We start from the raw sequence: 21,105 nt of genomic DNA on the forward strand, positions 1-21,105 counted from the left end.
AGTCCGACGTTTCTGAGGTTAGCGCCGATGTGGGTTATGGGCCTGGGTGCAATGCCCACAAACGTCGGGGTCTTCGACCACCGACCTACAAACGCATGGCCATGTAGGTCGGCACTCGCAGAGTCCGACGTTTCTGAGGTGAGCGCTGATGTGGGTCATGGGCCTGGGTGTACGGCACACAAACGTCGGGGTCTTCAACCGCCGACCTACAAACGCATGGCCATGTAGGTCGGCACTCGCAGAGTCCGACGTTTCTGAGGTGAGCGCTCAAGTGGGTCATGCGTCTTGGTGCACGGCCCACAAACGTCGGGGTCTTCGACCGCCGACCTACGGGGTGACGGGAATAATTGGGATCTGACCCCAATGAAAGAGGCAGGTTGCTGACGGCATGAATCGGCTACAAAAAAACCGCTTCGCAGCGGTTTTTTTTGAAGTCAGGTTTGAGGCATCACTTGCGTGGGCCTTTGGGTCGGTTGAACCAGTTGGCCAGCATGAACAGGCAAAAAACCACGAACATGATGATGAGGATGTGTTTGATTTCCATGGCTTTTCCTTAGGTTGAGGGTGAAGGGGTTCACGCGGGGTGGCAGCATTATGCAGATTTGAGCGGAGGGCGTACAGCGCCACGCGCTGGCCGCAGCAAGGGGGCCATGGCCCACAGCGTCAGGGCCAGCAACAGGATTTCAAAGCCATAAACCACCGAGTAGCCCATGACCGAACTGCTGCCCAGTGCCACGCCGTCGCGCACCAGACCGCCCAGTGCCATGCCCACGCCCGCAGCCGTGGCCTGCACCGCACCCCAGGCACCCATGGCCAGGCCGGTTTGCTCTGGCGGGGCCATTTGCATGGTGGCGGTCAGGGTGCCGTGGGCAAACATACCACCGCCCAAACCGATCAGGAAAATGCCGAACGCAAACAAGGGTGCCCAGGCCAAAGGGCCAGAGGCGATGACAGCCGCAAAAGCAGGCACGCCCACCCAAGCCCCCCAGCTGGCCATGCGGTAGGCATCGCCCCCTCGGCCCAGCACACGTGAAGCCCAGGCAAAACCGATCAAGCCGCCCAAGGCCAGGTTGGCTGTGAGCAAGGTGGTGGTGGACACGCTCAAGCCCAGGATCTCGCCGCCATAGGGCTCCAGCAAAACGTCTTCCATGGTGAAGGCCATGGTGCCCAGTCCCACGGCAAGCAAACGCCGCACGGTGTTGGGGCCTTGGCAAAACAGCTGCCAAGCCTGCGAAAAGGTGTGCTCAATGGGCGTGCCGGGCTTGCGCATGCGACTGCGCGGCTCTTGTTTCCACAGGGCGACCACGTTGAGCACCAGGGTCATCACGGCCACGGCTTGCACCACACGAATGAGCTGACCCGGGCTGTAGTCGCGCAGCAAATGGCCGAGCATCAAGGCGCTGCCAATCATGCCGACCAGTTGCATCACATACATGAGGCCCACCACTTTGGGTTGACTCTCGGGCGGGGCCAGGTCAGTGGCCAGTGCCAAACCTGCGGTTTGCACGGTGTGCATGCCAATGCCCACCAGCACGAAGGCACCCGCAGCGCCCACCAGCCCCACCCACGCCGGTGCCTGACTGGACTGTCCGGCACCGGCCAGGACCAGCAGTGCAAAAGGCATGATGGAAAAACCACCGAATTGCAGCAAGCTGCCCATCCAGATATAGGGCACACGCCGCCAGCCCAGTTGCGAGCGGTGGTTGTCCGAGCGAAAACCAATCAGGGCGCGAAAAGGAGCGACAAGCAAAGGCAGGGCCACCATCAAAGACACCAGCGTGGCGGGCACTTGCAGCTCCACAATCATCACACGGTTGAGGGTGCCCACCAGCATGACCATGGCCATGCCGACAGAAATTTGAAACAGCGACAAGCGCAGCAGACGAGACAGCGGCAGATCATCGCTGGCGGCGTCGGCGAATGGCAAAAATCGCGGACCCAAGCTGGCCAGCGAGTTCGCCCAAGAAGACCGTGTTTTTGTTTTGTTCATAAGGGAAAGACCAAGCGCTTTCGCGCTTGGCCGTTCGGCGGGTTGCACCCGTTACTTCTTCACCGTCGCGTCAGCAGGTGCCGCAGCAACCACTTTGGCGCCGCCATTGAGGAAGCCCTTCACCCACGTGGTGTTCAAGGTCAAAGCCAGGTGCACGCTGAAGGACGCGACAGCCACAGCAGCAATGAACACGGGAATGCCCACAGAAGGTTTCACCACCAACCACATTTTCGAATAGATCATGAGGTGTCCCCTTTACTTGAGCCAGGGTGAATAGATGTAGGCCAGCAGATGGGCAAATGCGGCAATCATGCCGAAAATCTGCGTACCCTGAATGAGATTGCGGTGAATCTCTTCCGATTCGGCCTGGGTCAGTCCCGTTGGCCAGACTTTGTCTGAGTCAGACATAGTTATTCTCCTTGCAGAAGACGTGCACGGCCCGCACGAGGGCTATTCTTGACCACCATGGCCAGGAATGGGGTTGCCTTGAAAGTGCACGCACGGCGGCCCATTCGGCCGGTTTGCACAAGTTCAAGGTTGTTCATCTCAAGCCCGCCTTGGCATGCGCCAGGGCAGCATGGCTTGAACCACCGGTGACACCAAACGCGGCACCGACAGGGTTTCATGGAAGGCCAGCAAATGCTGGCCCGCGAAATTAAATTGCAACAAGGCACGTTGGTAAAAGGGCGTGTCTTCGAGTTGTTCTTGCACCCTCACCGCGTTTGCACTGCGCATTCGGCGGTTGATGCGCCATCCGGTTTTGGGCAGGGCCTGCACTGGCGGCGCAGCAATGGGTTCGACCGCGCCTTGGGGTGTGAAAAGCAGCGACAACACACGGTCTTCGGCTCCAGGCGCTTGCATGTCGTAGAAGACCACGGTGCTGCCATCGCGCATGCGGGCGCGGGACCAGTCCCAGGTGTGAAATCCCCGTTCTACGGGCTCATCGCCCTCATTCGAATCGAGGTAGGCATGGCCTTGCCACTTCAGATCGGGCGCGTCCAGCGCGACCTCGATGCGCGAGGCCGGTGCCAGTGGCCCCCAGCGGTGACGACCGGCTTCGTCCAAAGGCGTGGCGTAGCCAAACAGTTGCTGCGGCCAGAGCTTGATGTGGCCGCGCACACGGCGCGGGATGGGCACACACACCTCGTCTATGTCGATGTGAAGGCAATCGCCGTCCCAGCTCAGTTGGCTCGGTCCAATGGTGAACTGGCGGGCGCTGCGGACACAGTGGCGCTGGCCGCGCTCGGTCATGGCCCAGCGGCCTTGGCCTTTGCTGTAGATGGCCACATTCAGGGCGCAGTGGTGGTCGGGGTTGGCCGCACCGCGTTTGCGTGCCCAGGCGTAATAAGGCGAGAACACACTGCCGACAAAGGCAATGAGGGTGATGCCGTGTTGGCCGCAATCACTCATGGCGTCGACATACCACCAAAGGTAGCCCCCATCTGGAACGTGCTGGTCGAAGCGAGGCTCGCCATCACGGCCTCGGCCGCCCGCTGCCCGGACAAAGCCGCCATCGGCACACCCGGCCCCGGGTGCACGCTGCCCCCCGCCAGATACAGGCCCGTCAGCGCGCTGCTCGCGCCCGGCCGCTTGAAGATGCTGGTCCAGCCGTGCGTCGCCTGCCCATACAGCGCTCCCCCGCTGGCCGGAAAGCGCCGATGAAAGTCCTGCGGTGTCGTGCGCAGGCTGTTGGCTGCTGTGGCTTGCAGTTGCAGACCCAGTTGGCGCAGGTGCTGAAAAGTGTGCGTTTGGCATTGTTCTATAGCCTCCTCGGTGATCGCGTTGCCATCACCGCAGGCAGGGGCGTTGACCAAACAAAACAGGCGCTCGGCTTGGCCGGATGCCAGCTGTGCTGGGCGGTCTTGTGCGCAGACATAAACTGTGGGTTGCAGTGGCAGGCGCTGGCGCTCGAAGATGTCTTCGAACTCGCTGGCGTAGGTGTTTTGAAAAAACACGTTGTGCCGGTCCAGAGCCACACCATCGGCGGGGGCGTGCATGGACCAGGTCAATGCCGACAAGGAGCGCGGCGGCGCAGTCTGGGGCACGGCTTGGCGCACCTCGTCGCCCAGCAGGCCCTGGCGCAAAGCGGCCGAGTCGCCATTGAAGATGACGCGGTCGGCCGGTAAAAACTCACCCGACTGCAGGTGAACACCACACACCCGGCCCTGGCGCTTTTCGATGCGCTGGCAGGTGCTGTGGTAGCGGAACACGGCCCCGCCTCGGCGGGCCACACGGGCCAAGGCCTGGGCCATACCGACCATGCCGCCTTCAACCGACCAGACGCCGTCCATCTCGACTTGCGCAATCAGCATGAGGGTGGCAGGCGACTGCCAGGGTGATGAACCGCAGTAGGTGGCGTAACGGGCAAAGAGTTGACGCAATCGCGGGTCAGTGAATTGGTGACCCAGTTGCTGCCACAGGCTGCGCATGGGTCCCAGCTGGGCCAAAACGCCCAAACCTTTGAACCCGAGATCGCCCATGAAACGCCCCATGCTGGGGCGCTGGGCGCGGATCATCGGGCCTTCGAGCGTGGCATAAAGCTGGCGTGTGGTGTTGCAAAAAGCACGGAAGCGCCGGGCTTCGTCACCGCCAGACCATGCGGCAATGGCCGCTTCACTCTCTTGCGCATTGGCCGACAGATCGAGCTGGCTGCCATCGGGCCAAAAATGCCGCGCCAGCACTTGCAGGGGTGTGATGCGCATCTCGGCCTCGACACTGGTGCCCACGCTGCGCAGCAAGGCGTCAAACACCCAGCGCATGGTGAACACGGTGGGGCCGCTGTCGATGTGGGCGCCGTTCACCTCGCGGCTGTGCACCTTGCCACCGGGTGCACCAGAGGTCTCGACCACAGTGACATCCAAGCCTTGGTGAGCCAGCACGATGGCGCTGCACAATCCGCCCATACCCGCACCCACGATGACCACCTTGTGCTCAGACATGGCTCACCCCCGGGGTAAGTGCATGGTGCTGAGATGCATCGTGATCGGTCGTGCCTTGCCCGGCCAATGTGTTGCTCAGGCTGTGTTGACTTTGAAACCGGTAGGGCTGGCCATTCCAGACCCCGGCCATCTGCAACACCTGCATGCGCACGAACAAGGATTCGGAAAAAAACTGGTGTTTGTACGCGGCGGTACTGGCCACCTGGTGCGCGCCCTGATGGGCGTAGTGCAACATGGCCTCAGTGTCTTTCCACAAGCTGAAGGTGCATTGACGCACCAAGGGTGCTTCGCCCAAGCCCATGGCCAGCAGACAACCGGGGGCTTGGGCCAAATCGGCTTGTGCTGCTGGGGCATAGCGCCAAAACGCCATGGCCTTGGTGGGCACAATGCTGGCGCGGGTCAGCACGGCAAACGGTCCTTTGTTTTGCGCAGACTGCAGCCCACCTTCATGGTCATGCGCGTCCCACGGCTCGCCCAAGGCTTCGGCCGTGCTGGCTTGCCAGGTTTGCTTGTCCCACTGCCCCCGTGCGGATTGGACCGAGAGCACACCTGTCCAGCACTCGCGGGCACGGCTGCGGTAGGCCTGCACAGCGGCGCTGTCCAAAAATTGCAGTGCCCAATCCAAGTGACTGAAGGTGCAAATCAGGCCCTGGTGTGAGGCGCTGGGGCGCAAGCTGAAACCACCGCCATGACCACTGCCCATGACCTTGGCAGTGGTCAAGCCAGGCACATCCTTGTAGGGCGTGGCCCCGGCCATCAACCTGAGCCAGCCCCAGCCCTGGTGCTGGCGCAGAAAATCGGCCAGCAACACCACCACCACGCCGGTCAACGGGTCATGCGGTGTGCGAAGGCTTGGCATGAGGGTGTGTCCGGCAAGTTGTGGCAAGCGTGCTTGGGCTAACGGCTTGACAGACTTTTTTCAATCCGACTACTTGGCCGCAACTTTGGCAGCGGCCAAAGCGGGTTTGAGCAATTCAGGAAAGTCTTTGGCCATGGGCGCACCATTCAAAGGCTTGTAAGCACCCTGGTGGCAAGTGGCGCAGTTGAGCTTGGCCACGTCACCCAGAGGACCCTTGCGGTTCGCCGGGAAGACTTCGGTCAAGGACTCCATATAGGTCAGGTTCAGGTCACGCGCCATGCGGATGCCGTGCCAGGCCGTCACACGCTGAGGCGGGCTGTTTTCCCAGTTCTGGAAGGACTGCGTGTTGTGGCAATAAGTGCAGTTCACGCCCAGCGAAGTCGACATGTGCGTCATCAGCCCATAGGTCCACTCGGCTTGCTTGATCGACTGGCGGTTGCCCGAGGGCAGCGCGGTGGGGCCGTTCACGCGGATGTTCTGCTTGTCCAGCAAGAACGGGGTGAACGGGTCGTTGGGCAAAGAGGACAAATTGACCACGGGTGAAGGGGTGTTTTGTCCAGCCTTGTCACCGATGAAGTTCGAGCCTTGCGGTTGAGGATCAGACTTGAACCAGATGGCGCTGGGCACGGGCTCGCCACGGTGGCAGGTGTAGCAGGTCACGCCGGTCTGCGCGACGTGGGGTTGCCAGTCGGCGTTGATGTGCTGCGTCATCTCGACCATGCGCCGCGCCACCACCTTGGTGTATTTGCTGTCGTCTTCAAAATTGGGCAAGGCGTGGCAATACGCACAGCCTTCGTTGGGTGCCACCCAGCTGGTCATGGAGACCATCAGGCGGTTGAAATCGCCCACGCTCAGGTCACCCAGGACCTTGACGTTCTTGTAGACCTTGGAGGCTTTGGGACCGTCAGACCCCGCCGAAGGAATGACCACAGGCGGTTGGTTCTTTTCGGTTTTGACTTCGAGCAGGCGTGCGTTGTAAACCTGCGCCATGCCGGTGCCCCGGTAGCCGCTTTGCACCGTCTCGGGAATGGGACGTTCGCAACCGGCCAGCACGATGCCGACCAGTGCCAGGCCCAAGCCTTTGGCCATGCGGCCCAGCCAACGGGGTGGGTGTGTGGTGTTCGGGTTCATGGCTTGACTCCTGTGCTCAGCGCGGGGTCAACCATCGCTGGAAAAATTTCGGGGTACGGTGGTGCCACGCCATGCTTGATGGCCCAGAGGTACCAGTTGTCCACCACAGTGCCGGTCAGCAAGATGCCGATGCCGCCCGTGATGGGGCACAGGACTGCGAACCACCAGGCCCAACGGTGAATCGATTCCATGGTGGCGTTGAATCCCATGGTCCAGCGCCAGAACAAGGCCGCACGCTCAGAGGCCGTGCCCCGGTCGGTGATCTGTTCGATCTCGCGTTCACCACCAAAGCGGGTCACCGCCAAAATGGTCGCACCGTGCATGGCAAACAGCAGGGCCGAGCCATAGAGGAACACGATCGACAGCGCGTGGAAGGGGTTGTAGAACAGGTTGCCGTAGCGCAGCGAGAAAGCCGCCGTCCAGTCCAGGTGGGAGAAGATGCCGTAGGGCACAGCCTCACCCCATGAACCCATCAAGATGGGGCGGAACAAGCCCAGCACCAGGAACAACCAGATGGCTGCCGCAAAGGCCCAGGCGATGTGTGTGCCCATGCCCAGCTCGACCGCACGGCGGTAAGTGCGGGCCCACCAGAACATGACCGATGCGGTGAGGAACAGGCCAACGATGAGGAACCAGCCGCCCTGGTTGAGCGGTGGCATGCTCAGGCCGTAGCTCGGTGGCGGTGGCTCCAGCGAGAGCCAGAACAACTGACGCACAAACTGGATCGGGTCGTAGTTGACCGAGGCCAGCATGTTCATGCCGATCAGGGTGAAGGCGATCATGCCAAACACGAGCGAGGCCAGACCCAGGCCACCCAAATAAATGGGGCCGAGCTGGGCATTGCCCAGTTTGCCGATCCAGTAGTTGATCAGGGGTTGCCCGGTGCGCGGGCTGTTGCCGTGTCCGAGTTCCACCCCGTGGTGGACTGGACCCACGGCTTGCACCGTGGTGAACAGGTTTTGATAGTCGGCCATTTGCGGTACTCCTCAATTCTTGGGGTTCGGGCTGCGTGCAGTCCGAATCAGACCGGCCACTGGGACCAGATCGGCATGTTCAGCCACCAGCTCCACCACTCGGGCCAGCCACGGCTCCAGAAGGGGCCGCTGAGCACAATGCACAGGGCGCTGAACAACACGGCCGCCAGCGCCAGGAACAGACCCAGGCGGTGGATGCCCAAGGTGCCGATCGAGTAGCCGATGATGTCGCGGAAGAACGTGTCTTCGTGCTCGGGTGTCTTGACCACGGTGCCCGGTGCGGGGTTGGTGGAAGACAGGATCAGACCGCCGTGCAGCGACAAGGCAAACACGCTGGCGAAGAAGAAACTCACGGCGATCATGTGCGCCGGGTTGTAGTGAAAGTGCAGGTACTGGTAGCCCACGTTGGAGACCCAGTCCAGGTGGCTGTAGATGCCATACGGAAAGCCGTGGCCCCAAGCCCCCATGAGCACAGGGCGAATCACCACCAAGGTGACATAGGCCGAGATGGCCACACCGAAGGCCACGGGCACATGAAAGCCCATGCCCAGCTTGCGGCAAATTTCGACCTCGCGCATCATCCACGAGCCAAATGCGCCGATGGCACACACCGTGATGAGCTGCCACAGGCCGCCTTCCATCAGGGGCGCAAAGCGCAAGCCGTAAGACAAATCAGGCGGTGCGATGCTGATTTGCCAAATGTTCCAGGTCGGGCCTTGTGAGGCACCCCACAAGATGAGGGCTGTACCCAGGAACGCAAAGAACAGGGTTGTCACGCCGAAGAAGCCGACGTAAAACGGTCCGACCCAAAAGTCGAACAAATCACCACCCAGCAGGGTACCACCGCGAACACGGTACTTTTTTTCAAAACTCAGCATGGCCATGGTTGGGTCCTCCTGCTTCAGTGGATCAACAGATGCCGCATTGACACGAGGTCAATGGCGGCAACTGAACGGCAAGTCCTGGATCAGGACTTGGGCGCGGCGAGCGAAGCCACCGCAGTCGGCAGCGGCGAGTTTTGCGCCGATGCTGCTACGGGTTTTTTCGCGCCGTCGAGCCAGTTGAATTTGTTGGTGCTGAGCAAGATGAGGTGAATCATCGCGGCCAGGCCAAACAAGAAAATGCCCTGCAGTACCATGGCACGCAAAGGGTCGTAAAGTCGCCAAATTCTCCACATGGTGAATCTCCTAAATGATGTGGGACATGAAGGTGTACACCGCAGCTTTCACACCCTGACTCATGCTCTTGGCATCTTCTGCACCAGGCAGCAGATCCCGCCAGTGAACGCCGACCAGTTTGGCCAGTACGACGACCACAAACAGGCATCCGAATCCGATGAGGAAAATGGACCAGTAAGCGGGAGACTCATCCGCACGCGAATGGGCCTCATTGAGGTGGCTTGTGTTGGGCATGACAGTGACTCCGTCAATCTATGGATGAAAAAACAGGCTCTGAATCAGAACCAGGGACGCCACGCCCAGACCAGGATGTGGGCCAGCACAGCAACTGCTGTAAAGCCCACGGTGCCCTGCATCCAGTAGTGGTGGAACTCCTGGGCTTCCTCATCGGTGAGTCCGGAAATTGATGTCTTGGTGGACATGTTTTGCTCCTTTTAAAGAGGCCTTGCGACCCGGGTTGCGCACAGCCCGCGCAGATGGGCATCCGCAGCCAAAGGCCACGACATCCGGTCAGCGGCACCGCACGCGGCAGCACCTGCTGTTGTGTTGATCAAGGTGTGGCTCATGCCGCCACCCCCAGGCCCAGTTCGCGGCTGGCCGCGTTCACATGGGCTTCGGTCACTTCGCTTTGGCCCTGGGCCTGCGAGAGTTGTTCGGCCTGGTCGCGCAAGCGCTTGGCCGCAGAAATTTGCACCAGCACCGGCTGGCTTTGCACCACATCGCGCAGGCGCTGCTGGGCCTGGTCTTGCCAGCTGGCATTGGGTGCCACCACCCCACGCGCATGTGTGGCGGGGGCCTTGTCCATGTCGGTGGCCAGCGGCAGGATGTGGAACAGCGCGTCAAACAAGGCGTTGCACACCTCTTGAATCACATAGCTCGCACCGCTGTAGCCCATGAAGGGTGTGCCGGTGTGGCGGCGGATGATGGCGCCGGGAAAGGATGCCGGAATGAAGGCCGCACGCATCGGGCTGCCACCTGAAATCTCACTCAGGTACATGCGCTCGTTGTAGCTGCCAAACATGATGAGTGGCGTTTGCGTTTTGACCAGCTCGCGCACAGCGACGTTGTCAGTCTTGGTGCCCGCAGTGCGTGAGATGCTGAAGCGGCAGGGCAGCCCCATCTCGTTTTCGAGGAAGTTTTTCAAGCCCCGTGAATAAGTCTCGCCCGCCACCACGGCAAAGCTGGCGGTGGCAAAAAAGTCTTGCGTCACCGAGCGCCACAGGTCCCACATGGGCTTCAAAGTGGTGTGCTTTTCGCGCTCAATGAAGGGCTCGGGGTCCAGGTGCAGCAACTGGCCGAGTTTGCGCAGGAAATTGGTGGTGCTGTGCAGCCCGATGGGGGCTTGCAAATAAGGGCGCTCCAGCGCCTCGCACAGCATGCGGCCAAACTCGCGGTACATGCAGATGTTCACATCGGCTTCAACCAGACGCGACACATCGGCCAGGTGACTGCCCAGCGGGAAGACCATGTTGACCTCAGCGCCAATGCCTTGCACCAAGCGGCGGATCTCAGCCAGGTCACTGGCGCTGTTGAAGGTGCCGTAGCAGGGGCCAATGATGTTGACGCGGGGCTTTTCACCCACAGGACGGTCTTCAAAAGGCTTGCGGGCAGGCACTTTGCGCAGTCCGTACTCGCTCCAGAGCCAATACATGGCGCGGTTGGCACATTGCCACTGGTCTTCGTCGATGGTGCGCGGCAAAAAGCGCGCGATGTTGGTGCCTTCGGGCGTGACACCACCACCGATCATCTCGGCAATCGAGCCGGTCACCACCACAGCGGGCAGTTCGGGGTCGAGCGTGGCTTGGGCGCGTTTCATCGCGCCTTCAGTGCCTTCGCGGCCCAGTTGCTCTTCGGCCAGGCCCGTCACCACAATCGGCAACTCATGCGGGGGCAAAGCGTCGGTGTAATGCAGCACCGAAGTCACCGGCAGGTTTTCGCAGCCCACCGGGCCGTCGATCACCACCTGTAAACCCTTGATGGCGGTGAACACGTACACCGCGCCCCAGTAACCGCCAGCGCGATCGTGGTCGAGGATGAGTGGCGACTTGGGTTTGGCCACTGTGCTGGCTGGAGAAGTGATCTGGTTCATGAACCCATCTCCTCGGCTTTGCGCTTTTTCAAGAGCTTTTCAATCTGGCGGCGGGTTTCAGCTTTGAACTCGGGCCGGTCTTTGGGCACCGACTCCCACACGCCTGCGGCGTGGCCTGCGCCCACATCGCCAAAGAAGGACTTCATGGCGTCAAAGCGGGCCTGGTTGCCCATGGCTGCTTGCACCACCTGCACGAGTGATCCGGCTCCTGCCACCCCCATCAAGGGACGGGCCGAAATCAGGTTGGTGAAGTACAGCGATGGCACGCTGTTTTGCTTGGCGATCTGCACCACCGGCGTGGTGCCAATGGCCAGCTGCGGCCGGTATTCGTACATGGCATTGAGGTCTTGCTCGAGCGAGGCACGCATTTGCACCTGCACGCCCTTGGCTTGCAGCCAGGCGATGTCTTGCGCATTCCAGTCGGTGGCCGGGCAGGCTGAGCCCACATAACGCAAATCGGCACCACACTCCACCAGCAAGCGGCCCACCAGCAATTCGGAGCCTTCGTAGCCGCTCAAGGTGATGCGGCCAGAAATCGGTTTTTGCATCAAGAGGCCGCGCATTTGCGTGAGCGCCTGGTTGCGGGCCACGTCGATCTGCGCCTGTGCAATGCCAGCGGCCTGGCCGATGTTTTGCAACCAGTCTTGTGTGCCCTCCAAGCCCACCGGGGCCGAGCCCACCACGGGGCGACCAGCCGCTTTGAATTCGCGCACGCTGGCGGTGTAGAAAGGGTGGATGGCGGCAGCCACCGAGCAGTCGAGCGCGGCGTACAACTCGCGCCATTCGCGGGTGGGCACCACCGGGCCAGCCGCCAGGCCCATGGGCGCAAGCATCTGGCCAATGATGACCGGGTCGGCCGGGAACATCTCGCCCAGCAAGGCCACTGTGGGCAAGGCACCGCGACCGGCACGGGGCGCGGCCACCGGACCGCTCATGATTTCCTCGCGAGCGTATTTCAGCATCGCCCCAGCGAGCACGTCTTTGGCCTCGGCATGCGTGGGCACACCAAAACCGGGCACGTCGATGCCGATGATGCGCACGCCGTTGATCTCTTTGGGCAGGAGCTGCAGCGGCACGCCACTGGCGGTGGGCACGCACAGGTTGATGATGATGACGGTGTCCACCTTGTCCGGGTCGGCCTCGGCATGCACGGCTTCGCGGATGTCTTCAAACAACTTGCCCGTGACCAGCGACTCGGAGTTGAAGGGCACGTAACCCACACTGCGGCGTGCGCCATAAAAATGCGAGGTGAACGTCAGGCCGTACACGCAGCAAGCCGAACCCGAGAGGATGGTGGCAGTGCGCTTCATGCGCAAACCCACACGCAGCGAACCGAAGGCCGGGCACATGCTTTGCGGCTGGTCGTGTGGACCGGCATCGGGTTGGCGCGGGTAGTCACGGGCGTATTGGTCCAGCACCTCGGACTTGCCCGCTTCTTTGGCGGCAGCCACCATGGCTTCGGTGCCGGCGTGGCAACCCATGCCGTCGCCCTGCAAACCTGCGGGGTTGGGGGCGTCGGTGCTCGGGTGAATCGGGATGGTGCGTGTCATGGCCTGTTCCTGTGGTTGTTGTCTGCAGCGGTTCAGGCCGCGTCGTAGACGACTTCCAGCGAGGGCTTGATGTCTTCGTCCTTGCCGACCATGTCGAACACGGTGGCGGGTTCGAGCACCACGTTGCGGCCCACCACATCAGCGCTGAACAAGCCCAGCAATTGGTCCTGGGTCTGGGGCTTCGGACGCATGGGCGGGGCTTCGGCCACGTTCTTGGCCAATTCGGCAAACAGTGGGCCCCACTCGCCGTCAGGCCGACCGATGATTTCGTAGCTGGCGCTTTTGCGGCGGATGTCTTCGTTGGCCGGAATGGCCGCCAACACTGGGATGCCCGCATTGGCCGCAAAGCTCTGGGCTTCGCCCGTGCCGTCGTCTTTGTTGATGACCATGCCGGCCACGCCCACGTTGCCGCCGAGCTTGCGGAAATACTCCACCGCACTGCACACGTTGTTGGCCACGTACAGCGACTGCAAATCGTTGCTGGCCACCACGATGACTTTTTGGCACATGTCGCGGGCAATAGGCAGACCAAAGCCGCCGCACACCACATCGCCCAAAAAGTCGAGCAGCACGTAGTCAAAACCCCAGTCGTGGAAGCCCAGTTTTTCGAGCGTTTCAAAGCCGTGGATGATGCCGCGCCCACCGCAGCCACGCCCAACTTCGGGGCCACCGAGTTCCATGGCAAACACGCCATCGCGCTTGAAGCAGACGTCGCCAATGCTCACGGCCTGGCCAGAGAGCTTGAGGCGCGATGAGGTTTCGATGATGGTGGGGCAAGCCTTGCCACCAAACAGCAAACTGGTGGTGTCGCTCTTGGGGTCGCAGCCGATCAACAGCACTTTTTTGCCCTGCTGCGCCATCATGTAAGACAGGTTGGCCAGCGTGAAGCTTTTGCCAATGCCGCCCTTGCCATAGATGGCAATGATTTGCGTCTCTTTGGTCACCTCGGAGGTGCTCACGGCGTCGGGTTCGACGTCGGCTTCGCGGCGCAGCACTTCTACAAATTTGATGGGCTGGGTGGTGGCGTCTGTAGTGGTGGGGGTGTTCATGCGGTGGCACTCCAATCAAGGATCATCTTGAGACAGCTCGCATCTCCGAAGGCGGTCTCGTAGGCAGAACCAGCTTGCGTCGATGGCTGGGTATGGGTGATCAATCCGTCGAGCGACAAGCGGCCGGTGTGCACCAGCTCATTGACGGCCAACAGGTCCGGGCGCTTCCACTCGGCGGCGATGCGCATGCGCGCTTCCCGCATGAAAGCCGGGGCATAGGCAAAAGAGAGGTCTTGTTTGTAAAAACCGGCCAGCACCAACTCGCCACCGGGGCGCAGGCGCTGAATCAGGCTGTTGAGCAGGCTGCCGTCGCCGCTCACGTCGTAAATGGTGCGGTAGTCGCGGCGCGGGTCGTCTTGCGGCTGCAGCACGGTGTAGCCCTCAGCCCCGGCAAATCGCTCGGCTTGGGTTTCCCACACGGTGGGTGCGGGCAAGCCAGCAGCGACTGTCAGGCGGGCCAGCAGGCGTCCCATGACGCCGTGGCCCACGATGAGTTCGGGGGCTTCAAACGGGTCTTGCTGACCACCGCCCGACACCGCGTGGTAAGCCGTGGCGGCCAGCGCCAGCAGCACCGATTGCGCGCCCAGGTGTTCGGCCACGGGCACGACTTTTTGTTCGGTCACCACCAGGCGCGAAGCCGCGCCGCCAAACAAGCTTTTGACGCCGGTGAAGCAATTGGCACCCGGCACAAACACGCGCTGACCGGCTTGCACGCCGGTGTCCGAGGCGGCACGGACCACGCGGCCCACCGTCTCGTAACCGGGCACCAGCGGGTAGCCCATGCCCGGGAAGGGTGGCATGCTGCCGTCCCAGAGCATGCGCTCGGTGCCGGTGCTGATGCCGCTGAACTCTACGGCCACATCCAGCTGACCGGCTTGCAGTTCAGGCAAGTCCAGAGCTTGCAGTGACAGGTGTCTGGGGCTGTTGAAGACGACGGCTTGGGATCTCATGGCTGTATTTTTTGCCTTACATCAAGATATGTCAAAGCTAATTGACACTTTTCTTGGAAATCAAGGGTAAACACTGAGATTTACGCCCCACTAGGATGCGTGCGTGGATGGGCATGGCGTTGGGCACCAACTCCACATGGGTGAAACCGGCCTCTTGCATCATGGCTTTGAGTTCTTGCGGGGTGCGCAGACGCCCTGCGCCCATGGCCAGGAGGTAGAAGTGAAAGTAGGCATCGACCGATGCACTGGCTTGGCCCGCCTCGTCCTCGGGCTGCGCCATGGGTTCGGCCACCAACAATGCCCCCCCCAAAGGCAAAGCCTCGAAGGCCTTTTGGAAAATGAGCTTGACCACTGCGTCCGGGTGGTCGTGTGCCACACGCACCAGGGTGATCAAGTCAGCACCTTGCGGCAAAGGGTCATCCAGAAAGCTGCCGGGGTGCAGGGTCACGCGCGGCGTCAAGCCCTTGGCCTGCAAGCCTTCACGGGCCAGCGCCAGCACCGGGGGCAGGTCGAACATTTTGAACTGCAGGTGTGGCGAATGCGCGGCCAGCTCGCTGACAAAACGACCCCGGCCCGCACCCACGTCGAGTACACAGCGGTGCTCGTCAAAGAAGTAGGACGACAGGATTTCCTGCACCACAAAGCCCTGCGAAGCCGCCATCAGCTCAGAGTAGCGGGTGAACTTGTCCACCTCGGCTTCAGGCCTGGCGGCAGGCGCTGGCTGTTCATGGGCGTAGGGCCAGTACTCGGCCATGCCGCCGCTCCAGGCATTGCCCAGAAACTTCACCGGGTCCTGCATGTCCTGGTAGAGCAGATGGTTGTGCTCGATCATCTGGGCAATGCCCTCGTGCTGCGCCAAAGGCACGCCCAGTGGCCCCAGGCCAAAGCGGCCCTGGCTGCGCTGCTCCAGCAGTCCCAGCGCCACGGCCGAGAGCAGCAAACGCTGCAACACCGCCGGTGCCAAACCGGTGCGGCGCGCCAGATCGTTCAGGCTTGCGGGGGCGTGGTGCAAGGCGCGAAACAGGTCAAGCCGCACGCAGCCCAACAGCACCTGGCTGTGTACAAAACCGGCCATCAAATCGAAAAGTTTGCGCGTGCGGCGACGCGTGAGCCAGCGCGTGAGCGGGTTGCCCAATGACCAGCGGTACAGGCCAGGATGCGCGTACCAGCGCTCCAGACGCGCCTGCCAGGCGTCCTTGAAGGTGGCAGGGGCGGTGCGGGCCTCAACAGCGGCCAGATCGAGGGGATGGGACATGCGGATTCCTTCGCGTGACAGCTGCGCCAAGCCCGCTCAATGCGGGGTGCTGCTGCGGTCCGTGGCCAGGGCCACAGGGGTGTTGGGGCGCGTGGGGCTGTGCGGGTGGGACTTGAAATACCCCTCACACAAGGCTTTGGGCACCAGGCGCTCGGATTCAAGCTGCACCAGATGGCGCAGCATGTCGCGTGAAGAGCAAGCCGGAATCGAGCTGGCGGCTTGTTCGATCAGGTGGTCGAAGTGCGCAATTGCACCATCAAGGCCCAGGGCCTGGGCCGAGCTGGGCCGGGCGTGCAAAACGTCTTGCCCGACCGGCTTGCCCAAGCTGGCCGCATCGGCGATCACGTCACGAATGTCATCGGCCACCTGGTAGGCCTCGCCGAGGTAGGCTCCCAATGGCGCCCAAGGCGCGGGTTCCTGGCCGCAACTCAAAGCACCGGCGCAAGTGGCCGACACGAACAGTGCGCCGGTCTTGGCGCGCTGGTACTCGCCCAGGTCGGCACTGGTTTCACATTCCCAGGCCTGCCCGGCCACGATGCCGTGGGGCAAACCCACGCCCGTGCTCAGGTTGTCCATCAACGCGATCAAGCGTTCAGGGCGATGCGCCCCAGCCTGCAGCAAAACCTTGTAGGCCATGACAATCAAGCCGTCTCCAGCCAGCAGTGCCAGCGGTTCACTGAAGGCTTTGTGCACCGTAGGCAACCCTCGCCGGGTGTCTGCATTGTCAAAGGCAGGCATGTCGTCGTGCACCAACGAAGCGCAGTGCATCAATTCGAGCGCCACGGCGGCAGCATTGGTCAGCTCGGGCACATCGTCACCACAGGCGGTGGCCACAGCCATGCACAGCTGCGGGCGGATGCGGGCCCCGCCTGAAAACACCGCATGCCGCATGGCGGCGACCAACCGGGGCGGAGCGCCACTGCCAGCGGCTTGCTCGAAATGTGTACTCAGGGCGAGTTCGGCGCGTTTCAACAGACTCATGGGACCTCCGAAGGAGAAGCCCTGTCAACCCAGACTGACAGGTATATGTGTCAATATATCAAGATAATTGACACTGTCAATCTTTATTGACACATCAACACATGAAAGGTCAAGCCATGGGAATTTGGTTGGAGCTGGGCATTTTTGGCCTGGTGTTCGTCTTTGCCTTTTGGCAAATGCACGACGTGCGCAAGGCGCAGGAACTTACCCGTCAGCAACGGGTGCGGGAAAAGGCGGCGCAGGAGACGAAGGATCTGCAGGAGGCCGCCGAACCACCGGAAGGCGAGACCCACAAGAAGTCGTGAGTCACGCGCCTGTGCATGAGCCTTTTGGGGGCATGTGCCGCGCCCATGGCCCATGGGGGGGATTCAGGGTGTTGCCTGATCAGTGGCCCTGACTGTTCTGGGCACGCCGCCTTCGGGGCGATTGGCAGGGAGCTGCGTGGTTTTTTGCGCGGCGAGGGTGCCGCGCCTGCAACACCTTCTTCAGACGCCTGATGCCGCGTTGAACTGCAACGCAGCCAAGCTGGCGTAGAGCCCCCCTTTGGCTTGCAGCTCGGCGTGGCTGCCTTGCTCCATCAAGCGGCCGCGCTCGAGCACCCAGATCACATCGGCGCGTTGCACCGTGGCCAAGCGATGCGCAATCACCAGCGTGGTGCGGCCGACCATGGCTTTGTCGAGCGCGGCTTGCACCATTTTTTCGCTTTGTGCGTCGAGTGCGCTGGTGGCTTCGTCCAGCAGCAAGAGCGGTGAATTTTTCAAAATAGCCCGTGCGATGGCGATGCGCTGGCGCTGCCCGCCCGACAAGCGCACACCCCGGTCACCCAAATAGGTGTCAAAGCCCTCGGGCAGTTCGCGGATGAACTCATGCGCATAAGCCGCTTCAGCGGCAGCGTGCACGTCGTCCAGACTGGCGTCGGGCCTGCCGTAGCGGATGTTCTCGATCACGGTGCCCGAAAAAATCACCGGCTCCTGCGGCACGATGGCCATGCGGTGGCGCAGTTCGTGCAGGTCCATCTGGTCAATCGGCACACCATCGAGCACGATGCGGCCCGACTGCGGATCGTGAAAGCGCATGAGCAGATCGAACAAGGTGGTTTTGCCCGCGCCGCTCGGGCCCACCACAGCCACGGTCTGTCCGGGGTGGATCTGGCCTGCCAGCTGGTCCAGCGCCCAAGTGTCGGGACGCGAGGGGTAATGAAAGCGCACCGACTCCAGCTGCAAGGACGAGCCGCCTTGCGGCCAAGGCGCTTGTTGCGGCTGGGCCGCGATCTTCAGATTCGACTCGGTATGCAGCAACTCCATCAGGCGCTCGGTCGCGCCCGCTGCGCGCAGCAAATCGCCGTACACCTCGCCCAGCACCGCAAAGGCGCTGGCCAGCAAGATGACATAAAACACCGTCTCGCCCAGCTGGCCTGCGGTGCTGGTGCCCGCACGCACGGCCAGCGTGCCCATGTACAAGCCCCAGAGCAAGACGGCGCTGGAGGCCATGATGATGAAGCCCACCAGCATGGCCCGCGCCCGGATGCGGCCCAGCGCCGTGCCCAGGGCGCGTGCGGTGGAGTCGATGAAGCGACGGGTTTCGCGGCCTTCAGCGGTGTAGCTTTGCACCACACTGATGGCGTTGAGCACCTCGGAAGCGATGGCACTCGAATCGGCCACCCGGTCCTGGTTGGCCCGCGACAGACGGCGCACGCGTCGGCCCAGATACACACTCGGAAAAATCACCGCGGCCAGCACGGCCACCACCTGCAGCATGAGCACCGGGTTGGTCCACACCAGCATGATCAGCGCCCCCGCGCCCATGACCAGATTGCGCAAGCCCATCGAAAACGATGAGCCCACGACGGTTTGCACCAACGTGGTGTCGTTGGTCAGGCGCGAGAGCACCTCGCCCGACTGCGTGGTCTCAAAAAAAGCCGGGCTTTGCTTGAGCACATGGGCGTAGACCGCATTGCGCAAGTCACCCGTGATGCGCTCACCCAGCCAACTCACGGCGTAGTAACGGCCGGATGAAAACACCGCCAAAGCGGCTGCCACGCCAAACAACTGCAAAAAGTTGCCCGACAACTGCTCGGCACTGGCCCCGCTGGCCAAGCCTTGATCAATCAACTGACGCAAAACCCACGGAAAAGCCAGTGTGGTGCCCGCCGCCAGCAAAAGGAACAAAGCCGCGACACCCAAAGCCACACGGTAAGGCTTCAGAAAAGGAGTCAAACCAGTGAGCGATTGGGCAGAAGCGGCCATGAAAAAATTCAGTCTTAAGATGTCGAAGTCTGAGCATAACGGCAAATGAAAAATGCCAGCCAGAGACATGAACCGCAGTCTTGTGCAGGCAAGCTGTACCGATAATCAACAGATTCACCCCGACGGCACCGCTGACCCAGCGCTGTGCCTGCCCCTGAAAGATAGACGGAGACAATCACCCCATGAATACAAGTTCCAGCTCGGCTTTGACGGCCACAACGCCTCCAGGCAAGACTGTCAACTGGCCTTCTTTGGCCAACGACATTTTTTTGCGCGCCTGCCTGCGCCAAGCCACCGACCACACCCCCGTCTGGCTCATGCGCCAGGCCGGACGCTATTTGCCCGAGTACTGCGCCACCCGCGCCAAGGCCGGCAGCTTCATGGGCCTGGCCACCAACGTCGACTTCGCCACCGAAGTCACGCTCCAGCCGCTGGAGCGTTACCCGCTCGACGCCTCCATCTTGTTCAGCGACATCCTCACCGTGCCCGACGCCATGGGCCTGGGGCTGTCGTTTGCCCAAGGCGAAGGCCCGCGCTTTGCCAAAAACGTGCGCAACGAAGCCGCCGTGGCCGAATTGGCCGTGCCCGACATGAACAAGCTGCGCTATGTGTTCGATGCGGTGTCATCGATTCGCAAGGCGCTGAACGGCCGCGTGCCTTTGATCGGCTTTTCCGGCAGCCCCTGGACGCTGGCGTGCTACATGGTTGAAGGCGCGGGGTCTGACGATTACCGCCATGTGAAGACCCTGATGTACAGCCGCCCAGATTTGATGCACCGCATCCTGGAAATCAACGCCGATGCCGTGGCCCTGTACCTGAACACCCAGATCGAAGCCGGTGCCCAAGCGGTCATGGTCTTTGACAGCTGGGGCGGCGTGTTGGCCGATGGGGCTTTCCAGCAATTCAGCTTGACCTACACGGCCCGCGTGCTTGCCCAGCTCAAAACCGAGCACAACGGCCAGCGCATCCCCAGCATCGTCTTCACCAAAGGCGGGGGCCTGTGGCTGCCCGAGATGGCGGGTCTCAACTGCGACGTGCTGGGCCTGGACTGGACCATGAACCTGGGCCGCGCCCGCGCCCTCGTGGGCGGCCAAGTGGGCGGCCCCGGCAAGGCGCTGCAAGGCAACATCGACCCGAACATTTTGTTTGCACCCCCTGCGCAGATCGCGACCGAGGTGCACCGCGTGCTGGACAGCTTTGGCCAGCCTCACACCGACACCACACAAACCGGCCCCACGCACATCTTCAACCTGGGCCACGGCATCAGCCAATACACCCCGCCCGAGCATGTGACGGCGCTGGTGGAGGCGGTGCACAGCCATTCGCGGAAATTGCGCCAGAGCCGCTGAGGCAGCTGCCTGCCGAGGCCACAGATTCTGCCCATGCGGCGGGCCTGTGGCCCCGGAGGATGTTCAAGGGTTTCCACCCTATTGATCCGGCCCTGTGGAGTTTGCAGGGTGACTTCAAGCTTGTACATTGTGGGCGCAAGCCCTGCTGGCGATCAGAATCTTGTGGACCACAGGCTTTTCGCTTGCCTGGCAAGCTCCCACAAAATCCCCCCATCGGGCAACACACTGCTCAGACTCGCAGGTCGGCGGTCGAAGACCCCGACGTTTGCGTGATTTGCCCGTACCGCCCTGACATGGGCATGTGCTTGTTCGGGCAAATGTCGGACTCTTCGAGTACCGACATACGAGATGGCGGTGATGAGTAGGTCGGTGGTCGAAGACCCCGACGTTTGCGTGATTTGCCCGTACCGCCCTGACATGGGCATGTGCTTGTTCGGGCACATGTCGGACTCTGCGAGTGCCGACCTACGAGATGACGGTGATTGGCAGGTCGGTGGTCGAAGACCCCGACGTTTGCGTGATTTGCCCGTACCGCCCTGACATGGGCATGTGCTTGTTCGGGTAA

The 21,105-nt window shown here is 61.9% G+C and carries 21 protein-coding genes; 2 read left to right on the forward strand and 19 right to left on the reverse strand.

From position 1 onward, the window contains the following. Positions 1-592 precede the first annotated feature (592 nt). From H663_RS20595 to H663_RS20680, 18 genes are all read right to left on the reverse strand, one after another. Entirely contained in the window at positions 593-1,990 is a 1,398-nt protein-coding gene (locus tag H663_RS20595; protein ID WP_053168872.1) for a PucC family protein, read from the reverse strand. Between the two features lie 51 nt (positions 1,991-2,041). After that, positions 2,042-2,233 carry a light-harvesting protein gene (locus tag H663_RS20600; RefSeq protein WP_053168874.1) on the reverse strand — a complete coding sequence of 64 codons (192 nt, stop codon included), beginning with the start codon at positions 2,231-2,233 and terminating at the stop codon, positions 2,042-2,044. A gap of 12 nt (positions 2,234-2,245) precedes the next feature. Continuing rightward, positions 2,246-2,398 (reverse strand): light-harvesting antenna LH1, beta subunit, encoded by a 153-nt coding sequence (gene pufB, locus H663_RS20605; RefSeq protein WP_053168876.1) that lies wholly within the window; start codon positions 2,396-2,398, stop codon positions 2,246-2,248. A gap of 138 nt (positions 2,399-2,536) precedes the next feature. Beyond that, positions 2,537-3,400, reverse strand: a complete 864-nt coding sequence (locus H663_RS20610; protein WP_053168878.1) for a carotenoid 1,2-hydratase — start codon at positions 3,398-3,400, stop codon at positions 2,537-2,539. After that, positions 3,397-4,929: a 1-hydroxycarotenoid 3,4-desaturase CrtD gene (crtD, locus tag H663_RS20615; protein WP_053168880.1), complete on the reverse strand. Its 1,533-nt coding sequence runs from the start codon at positions 4,927-4,929 to the stop codon at positions 3,397-3,399. The genes H663_RS20610 and crtD overlap by 4 nt, the downstream gene beginning before the upstream one ends. After that, positions 4,922-5,788 carry a hypothetical protein gene (locus tag H663_RS20620; RefSeq protein ID WP_083451020.1) on the reverse strand — a complete coding sequence of 289 codons (867 nt, stop codon included), beginning with the start codon at positions 5,786-5,788 and terminating at the stop codon, positions 4,922-4,924. Before H663_RS20620 ends, crtD begins: the two co-directional genes overlap by 8 nt. 69 nt (positions 5,789-5,857) lie before the next feature. Then, on the reverse strand, positions 5,858-6,919 hold the full coding sequence (gene pufC, locus H663_RS20625; protein ID WP_240620276.1) for a photosynthetic reaction center cytochrome PufC: 1,062 nt from the start codon (positions 6,917-6,919) through the stop codon (positions 5,858-5,860). Then, positions 6,916-7,893, reverse strand: a complete 978-nt coding sequence (pufM, locus tag H663_RS20630; RefSeq protein ID WP_053168883.1) for a photosynthetic reaction center subunit M — start codon at positions 7,891-7,893, stop codon at positions 6,916-6,918. The genes pufC and pufM overlap by 4 nt, the downstream gene beginning before the upstream one ends. A 47-nt stretch (positions 7,894-7,940) precedes the next feature. Beyond that, positions 7,941-8,777: a photosynthetic reaction center subunit L gene (gene pufL, locus H663_RS20635; protein ID WP_053168886.1), complete on the reverse strand. Its 837-nt coding sequence runs from the start codon at positions 8,775-8,777 to the stop codon at positions 7,941-7,943. 83 nt (positions 8,778-8,860) lie between these two features. Next, positions 8,861-9,070 (reverse strand): light-harvesting antenna LH1, alpha subunit, encoded by a 210-nt coding sequence (gene pufA / locus H663_RS20640; protein ID WP_053168888.1) that lies wholly within the window; start codon positions 9,068-9,070, stop codon positions 8,861-8,863. Between the two features lie 10 nt (positions 9,071-9,080). Next, on the reverse strand, positions 9,081-9,305 hold the full coding sequence (locus tag H663_RS20645) for a hypothetical protein (protein WP_053168889.1): 225 nt from the start codon (positions 9,303-9,305) through the stop codon (positions 9,081-9,083). Positions 9,306-9,349: 44 nt separating this feature from the next. After that, the gene (gene pufB / locus H663_RS20650) at positions 9,350-9,493 is read right to left on the reverse strand and encodes a light-harvesting antenna LH1, beta subunit (protein ID WP_019425952.1); all 144 of its coding nucleotides are present in this window, start codon (positions 9,491-9,493) and stop codon (positions 9,350-9,352) included. A 140-nt stretch (positions 9,494-9,633) separates the two neighbouring features. Continuing rightward, entirely contained in the window at positions 9,634-11,160 is a 1,527-nt protein-coding gene (gene bchZ, locus H663_RS20655; protein ID WP_053168891.1) for a chlorophyllide a reductase subunit Z, read from the reverse strand. After that, on the reverse strand, positions 11,157-12,710 hold the full coding sequence (gene bchY, locus H663_RS20660; protein ID WP_053168893.1) for a chlorophyllide a reductase subunit Y: 1,554 nt from the start codon (positions 12,708-12,710) through the stop codon (positions 11,157-11,159). The genes bchZ and bchY overlap by 4 nt, the downstream gene beginning before the upstream one ends. A gap of 32 nt (positions 12,711-12,742) precedes the next feature. Beyond that, on the reverse strand, positions 12,743-13,759 hold the full coding sequence (locus tag H663_RS20665) for a chlorophyllide a reductase iron protein subunit X (RefSeq protein ID WP_053168895.1): 1,017 nt from the start codon (positions 13,757-13,759) through the stop codon (positions 12,743-12,745). Further along, positions 13,756-14,709, reverse strand: coding sequence for a chlorophyll synthesis pathway protein BchC (gene bchC, locus H663_RS20670; protein WP_053168897.1), 954 nt, complete (start codon positions 14,707-14,709; stop codon positions 13,756-13,758). The genes H663_RS20665 and bchC overlap by 4 nt, the downstream gene beginning before the upstream one ends. Before the next feature lie 37 nt (positions 14,710-14,746). Next, positions 14,747-15,964, reverse strand: coding sequence for a methyltransferase (locus tag H663_RS20675; protein ID WP_053169393.1), 1,218 nt, complete (start codon positions 15,962-15,964; stop codon positions 14,747-14,749). A gap of 36 nt (positions 15,965-16,000) precedes the next feature. Further along, positions 16,001-16,945, reverse strand: a complete 945-nt coding sequence (locus tag H663_RS20680; protein ID WP_053168899.1) for a polyprenyl synthetase family protein — start codon at positions 16,943-16,945, stop codon at positions 16,001-16,003. 116 nt (positions 16,946-17,061) lie between these two features. Here H663_RS20680 and H663_RS20685 point away from each other — a divergent pair, with 116 nt between their 5' ends. Next, complete coding sequence (locus H663_RS20685; RefSeq protein WP_053169396.1) at positions 17,062-17,250, forward strand: hypothetical protein; 189 nt, start codon at positions 17,062-17,064, stop codon at positions 17,248-17,250. A 180-nt stretch (positions 17,251-17,430) separates the two neighbouring features. Here the strand turns inward: H663_RS20685 and H663_RS20690 are convergent, their stop codons facing one another. Then, on the reverse strand, positions 17,431-19,191 hold the full coding sequence (locus tag H663_RS20690) for an ABC transporter transmembrane domain-containing protein (RefSeq protein ID WP_053168901.1): 1,761 nt from the start codon (positions 19,189-19,191) through the stop codon (positions 17,431-17,433). Between the two features lie 182 nt (positions 19,192-19,373). On the opposite strand from H663_RS20690, the gene hemE reads away from it, so the two are divergent. Further along, a complete protein-coding gene (gene hemE, locus H663_RS20695; protein WP_116695767.1) occupies positions 19,374-20,540 on the forward strand; it encodes a uroporphyrinogen decarboxylase in 1,167 nt (388 codons plus the stop codon). Positions 20,541-21,105: the final 565 nt, after the last annotated feature.

Origin of the sequence: Limnohabitans planktonicus II-D5 (assembly GCF_001270065.2) — a bacterium.
GTDB classification, from domain to species: domain Bacteria; phylum Pseudomonadota; class Gammaproteobacteria; order Burkholderiales; family Burkholderiaceae_C; genus Limnohabitans_A; species Limnohabitans_A planktonicus.

Coding starts and splice junctions, on each gene's coding strand:
- H663_RS20595 (WP_053168872.1), bottom strand. CDS start 1,990: ATGAACAAAACAAAAACACGGTCTTCTTGGGCGAACTCGCTGGCCAGC.
- H663_RS20600 (WP_053168874.1), bottom strand. CDS start 2,233: ATGATCTATTCGAAAATGTGGTTGGTGGTGAAACCTTCTGTGGGCATT.
- pufB (WP_053168876.1), bottom strand. CDS start 2,398: ATGTCTGACTCAGACAAAGTCTGGCCAACGGGACTGACCCAGGCCGAA.
- H663_RS20610 (WP_053168878.1), bottom strand. CDS start 3,400: ATGAGTGATTGCGGCCAACACGGCATCACCCTCATTGCCTTTGTCGGC.
- crtD (WP_053168880.1), bottom strand. CDS start 4,929: ATGTCTGAGCACAAGGTGGTCATCGTGGGTGCGGGTATGGGCGGATTG.
- H663_RS20620 (WP_083451020.1), bottom strand. CDS start 5,788: ATGCCAAGCCTTCGCACACCGCATGACCCGTTGACCGGCGTGGTGGTG.
- pufC (WP_240620276.1), bottom strand. CDS start 6,919: ATGAACCCGAACACCACACACCCACCCCGTTGGCTGGGCCGCATGGCC.
- pufM (WP_053168883.1), bottom strand. CDS start 7,893: ATGGCCGACTATCAAAACCTGTTCACCACGGTGCAAGCCGTGGGTCCA.
- pufL (WP_053168886.1), bottom strand. CDS start 8,777: ATGGCCATGCTGAGTTTTGAAAAAAAGTACCGTGTTCGCGGTGGTACC.
- pufA (WP_053168888.1), bottom strand. CDS start 9,070: ATGTGGAGAATTTGGCGACTTTACGACCCTTTGCGTGCCATGGTACTG.
- H663_RS20645 (WP_053168889.1), bottom strand. CDS start 9,305: ATGCCCAACACAAGCCACCTCAATGAGGCCCATTCGCGTGCGGATGAG.
- pufB (WP_019425952.1), bottom strand. CDS start 9,493: ATGTCCACCAAGACATCAATTTCCGGACTCACCGATGAGGAAGCCCAG.
- bchZ (WP_053168891.1), bottom strand. CDS start 11,160: ATGAACCAGATCACTTCTCCAGCCAGCACAGTGGCCAAACCCAAGTCG.
- bchY (WP_053168893.1), bottom strand. CDS start 12,710: ATGACACGCACCATCCCGATTCACCCGAGCACCGACGCCCCCAACCCC.
- H663_RS20665 (WP_053168895.1), bottom strand. CDS start 13,759: ATGAACACCCCCACCACTACAGACGCCACCACCCAGCCCATCAAATTT.
- bchC (WP_053168897.1), bottom strand. CDS start 14,709: ATGAGATCCCAAGCCGTCGTCTTCAACAGCCCCAGACACCTGTCACTG.
- H663_RS20675 (WP_053169393.1), bottom strand. CDS start 15,964: ATGTCCCATCCCCTCGATCTGGCCGCTGTTGAGGCCCGCACCGCCCCT.
- H663_RS20680 (WP_053168899.1), bottom strand. CDS start 16,945: ATGAGTCTGTTGAAACGCGCCGAACTCGCCCTGAGTACACATTTCGAG.
- H663_RS20685 (WP_053169396.1), top strand. CDS start 17,062: ATGGGAATTTGGTTGGAGCTGGGCATTTTTGGCCTGGTGTTCGTCTTT.
- H663_RS20690 (WP_053168901.1), bottom strand. CDS start 19,191: ATGGCCGCTTCTGCCCAATCGCTCACTGGTTTGACTCCTTTTCTGAAG.
- hemE (WP_116695767.1), top strand. CDS start 19,374: ATGAATACAAGTTCCAGCTCGGCTTTGACGGCCACAACGCCTCCAGGC.